Annotated in this window: 5 protein-coding genes; 4 read left to right on the plus strand and 1 reads right to left on the minus strand. The window is 73.1% G+C overall.

The window, feature by feature from the left end; genetic code table 11:
• Positions 1–158 precede the first annotated feature (158 nt).
• From B9S61_RS05550 to B9S61_RS05560, 3 genes are read left to right on the plus strand one after another with little or no spacing between them, the layout of a single operon-like run.
• Positions 159–1,172, plus strand: coding sequence for an iron-containing redox enzyme family protein (locus B9S61_RS05550; RefSeq protein WP_103541186.1), 1,014 nt, complete (start codon positions 159–161; stop codon positions 1,170–1,172).
• A 46-nt stretch (positions 1,173–1,218) separates the two neighbouring features.
• Complete coding sequence (locus tag B9S61_RS05555; protein ID WP_181007259.1) at positions 1,219–1,848, plus strand: HemK2/MTQ2 family protein methyltransferase; 630 nt, start codon at positions 1,219–1,221, stop codon at positions 1,846–1,848.
• Positions 1,829–2,026 carry a CDGSH iron-sulfur domain-containing protein gene (locus B9S61_RS05560; RefSeq protein ID WP_103541188.1) on the plus strand — a complete coding sequence of 66 codons (198 nt, stop codon included), beginning with the start codon at positions 1,829–1,831 and terminating at the stop codon, positions 2,024–2,026. The genes B9S61_RS05555 and B9S61_RS05560 overlap by 20 nt, the downstream gene beginning before the upstream one ends.
• Positions 2,027–2,182: 156 nt before the next feature.
• On the opposite strand, the gene B9S61_RS05565 is transcribed toward B9S61_RS05560, so the two are convergent.
• Complete coding sequence (locus tag B9S61_RS05565) at positions 2,183–2,617, minus strand: subtilase-type protease inhibitor (RefSeq protein ID WP_103541189.1); 435 nt, start codon at positions 2,615–2,617, stop codon at positions 2,183–2,185.
• A gap of 519 nt (positions 2,618–3,136) precedes the next feature.
• Between B9S61_RS05565 and B9S61_RS05570 the strand changes: the two genes are divergently transcribed.
• The coding region (locus B9S61_RS05570) for a lactate 2-monooxygenase (protein ID WP_103541190.1) at positions 3,137–4,255 on the plus strand (1,119 nt) is incomplete at its 3' end.

The following is a 4,255-nucleotide window of genomic DNA, read 5'->3' on the forward strand; positions in this document are numbered from 1 at the left end:
GAGGCCCAGGAGGAGGCCCAGGGCGAACAGTGACCGTCCGCCGGACCCGCCGCGCCCGGCGGGCACGCCCTTCCTCCCCGGCCGCTCGGTGAGGGTGCCGGGCCTCCCCTGTCCCACGGGAAGGAGTTCGTGTGCTCCGCCCGGGGTACCCGGGGCCCATGGAACACCCCCATGACGAACCCCGGCTGCCCGCGTCCCGCGGCCCTGTGAGCAGCGCCGTGCTGGATCATCTGCGCGGCACCGGCCCGCTGCCCCCCGATGAGGACATCGCGGCGGCCCCCGTGTACGGAGACGATCTCCAGCTCACCCTGTACCTCTGCTACGAGCTGCACTACCGCGGGTTCGCCGAGGTGGACCCGGACCTCGAGTGGGACCCAGGGCTGCTGCGCACGCGGGCCGCCCTGGAGCGGCGCTTCCTCACCGCGCTCCGCGCGGACGCCCGGCGGCACGACACCGTCGAGGACGCGCTGGCCGGGATCCTGGTGGAACCGGTGGACGGCACGGGTGTCAGTCACTTCCTGCGCGACAAGGGCGAGCTGTGGCAGCTGCGCGAGTACGCCGCCCTGCGGTCGCTGTACCACCTCAAGGAGGCCGATCCGCACGCCTGGGTACTGCCCCGGCTGCGGGGCCGGGCCAAGGCGGCGATGGCGGCGGTGGAGTTCGACGAGTACGGCGGTGGCCGGGCCGACCGTGTGCACGCCCGCCTGTTCGCCGGCCTGATGGACGACCTGGGCCTGGACACGACGTACGGCCGCTATCTGGACGCCGCCCGCGCCGAGCTCCTCGTCACGGTGAACCTCATGTCCCTCTTCGGCCTGCACCGCTCCCTCAGGGGCGCTCTGGTGGGCCACTTCGCCACGGTGGAGATCACCTCCTCGCCGGGCTCCCGGCGGCTCGCGGACGCGATGCGCCGGACGGGCGCGGGCCCCGCCGCCGAGCACTTCTACGACGAACACGTGGAGGCGGACGCGGTGCACGAGCAGGTGGTGCGCCACGACGTCATCGGCGGTCTGCTGGAGGACGAGCCGCATCTCGCGCGGGACATCGCCTTCGGTGTGGACGCCACGGTGTTCACCGAGGACCTGCTCGGCGACCGGCTGCTCTCCGACTGGCGCGCGGGGCGCTCGTGCCTGCGCACTCCCCTGCCACAGGAATTGACCCATACCTCCTGAGCACGGGGGTACTCGGCGGTCCGTGAAATCACTCGTACCCCCGGGCGTGTACGCCCCTCAAGAGGACACCGAACTGCTGGCCGGCGCCCTGTCCGAGGAGCCCGTCCAGCCAGGTGCCGACGTTCTCGACGTGGGAACCGGGTCCGGCGCGCTGGCGGTGGCCGCCGCGCGGCGCGGCAGCCGGGTGACCGCGGTCGACGTGTCGTGGCGGGCTCTGTGCGCCACACGGATGAACGCCTTCCGGGCCGGTGTGCCGGTCCGGATCCGGCACGGGAACCTGTTCGCTCCGGTGCGGGGGAGGTCGTTCGACCTGATCCTGGCCAATCCCCCCTACGTTCCGGCACCCGGCGGCCGGGGGCTGCCGCGCGGGGCGGCCAGGGCCTGGGACGCGGGCGCCGACGGGCGGCTCGTCCTGGACCGGATCTGCCGGGAGGTTCCGGAGCTGCTGCGGCCCGGCGGCGTGCTGCTGCTGGTGCAGTCGGAACTCAGCGGCCCCGAGCTGACGCTCGGCCGGCTGCGGACCGCCGGGCTGAAGGCCGCGGTGACACGGCGCCGGCGCATCGCCTTCGGTCCGGTGCTGCAGGACAGGGCGCACTGGCTGCGGGAGCGGGGGCTGCTGCCCCCCGCCGAGAACGAGGAGGAGCTGGTGGTGGTCCGTGCCGAACAGCCCGTCTGACACCCCCCGACGCGTCACCGTGCAACGCAAGGGGCCGCTGCTGCTGGAGGGTCCGGTGGAGGTGGAGCTGGAGGACGGCACGGTCGTGTCCTCCGACCGCTTCCGGGTGGCGCTGTGCACCTGTCGCCGCAGCCGCCGCTACCCCTGGTGCGACACCAGCCACCGCGACCGGGCGTGAGCCCTCTCGCCGGCCCGTGCGATGCCCGGAGGCCGGCGGGCGGCCCCACTCCGCCCGCCGGCCTCCTTGCGCGGGATCGCACGTTCCGCGTGGGGGCTTCGCACTCCCCAGATCTGCGGGCCGCCACGCGGTCACGGGAACCGTGCGATCCCGGTCTCAGAACGCGAAGACGCTCGAACCGTGAGCGTTCATCACGCACGCGTTGGAGAAGATCCGCTCATAGGAGACGCGCTGTCCCTGCCACACCCCGTCGACGGTGACGAGCACCGGGTCGTACTGCTTGGTGCAGGAGACGCCTTCCCTCATCGTCAGCGCGTCGAAGTCGCCCCTGACGCCGGCCAGGTCCGCGCAGGCGGAGGCGGCGGCCGGGTGGGTGCCCGAGGGGCCGGGAGCGCAGGTCAGGGTGACCGCGCGTTCCGGTGTGACGGTCGCCGCGTTGTCGCCGTGACCCACGGTGAGGACCAGGGCCGAGGGGGCGTAGAGCGCGGACGGGGCATCTCCGGGAGCCGCCAGCGCGGCCCCGGCCAGGGGTGCGCAGACGGCTGCGGCCGTAAGGCCGAGGACGGTGGCCCAGCGCGCGGTGTTCCGCATTGTGTGCATCCTTCCGCTTCGTTTCGTCGGGTCGCCGGCCCGAGCTCGGTGGTGCCGGACCGGCGTGCCGGAGTCTGCCGAGTCCGCGCCGGAAACTCACATCGCATGTGCAGATTCAGGTAACATTGCGTGTTGAATCAGTGGCGTGAAGTGACAACGTGCGGGCGGCTCGGCCCGGTAACCGGGCGGCCGTCGCATATGCGAAGTGGCCGGTTGGCCGAATACCCGGTGCTCCTTAATCGGCCTGAAACATTCCGATTCAGCCGTCGGCAGACCGTTCCGCGTCCTCTTGTGTTCATGGAAGGTGCGGCGATCGGTCATCAGCCGGACGGGCTGCCGGCGGCGTGCGTCGAGTGCCTGCCGGACGGCCGGTGCTCCCCCGGCCCCGCGAGCCGGACCGGGTCCCGCACCGGGCGGACACCGACCGCCGAACCCCGGTCGCCCCCGTGCTGGACGCACCCCGCCCATACCGGCCAGTATGCGTCGGGACGACACGGGTCGAGGAGACGGGCGGGACGGATGGCGAAGCGCTGGGGCGATTTCCAGTACGAGATCTACCTGAACGGGATGACGGGTGCCGTGCCCCGGCTGCCGACCGATCTGACCCGGCTGGAGGCGCTGACCGAGCAGCGGCTCGGCCCGGGTCCGGTCGGGTACGTCGCCGGCAGCGCCGGGGACGGGAGCACCGCCCGCGCCAACCGGGCGGCGCTGGACCGCCACCGGATCGTGCCGCGCATGCTGCGGGACGTCCACGAGCGCGATCTGTCGGTGGAGGTGCTGGGCCGCGCGCTGCCGGCGCCGCTGGCGCTGGCGCCGGTCGGAGTGCTGTCGATCATGCATCCGGACGCGGAGTCGGGGGCCGCCCGGGCGGCCGCCGCGCAAGGAGTGCCGTTCGTCCTGTCCTCCGCGTCCAGCACCCCGATGGAGCAGGTCGCGGAGGCGATGGGCGAGGCGGAGCGCTGGTTCCAGCTGTACTGGCCGAAGGACGTGGAGGTGGCCCGGAGCTTCCTGAACCGGGCGAAGGCCGCCGGGTTCACGGCGCTCGTCGTCACCCTGGACACTCCCCTGCTGTCCTGGCGCCCCCGCGATCTGGACCAGGCGTATCTGCCGTTCCTGCGCGGGGTGGGCACCGCCAACTACTTCTCGGACCCGGCGTTCCGGGCGGGTCTGGCCAAGCCGGTGCACGAGGATCCCGACGCGGCGGTGATGCACTTCGTGAGCATGTTCGCCGACCCCGCCAAGACCTGGCCGGACCTGGCGTTCCTGCGGGAGAACTGGGACGGCCCGATCGTCCTCAAGGGTGTGCTCCACCCCGACGACGCCCGGCTCGCCGCCGACGCCGGGATGGACGGTGTGGTGGTGTCCAACCACGGCGGCCGTCAGGTGGCCGGAGCCGTCGGGGCGGCGGACGCGCTGCCCGGGGTGGTGGCGGCCGTCGGCGACCGGCTCAGCGTGCTGTTCGACAGCGGGGTCCGCACCGGCGACGACGTCTTCAAGGCGCTCGCCCTCGGCGCGCGGGCGGTCCTGGTGGGACGCCCGTACGTCTACGGACTCGGCCTCGACGGCCAGGCGGGAGTGGAGCACGTCATCCGCTGTCTGCTCGCGGAACTCGACCTCACCCTCGCCCTGTCGGGGCAC

Source organism: Streptomyces sp. SM1 (assembly GCF_002910825.1).
GTDB lineage: Bacteria > Actinomycetota > Actinomycetes > Streptomycetales > Streptomycetaceae > Streptomyces > Streptomyces okerensis.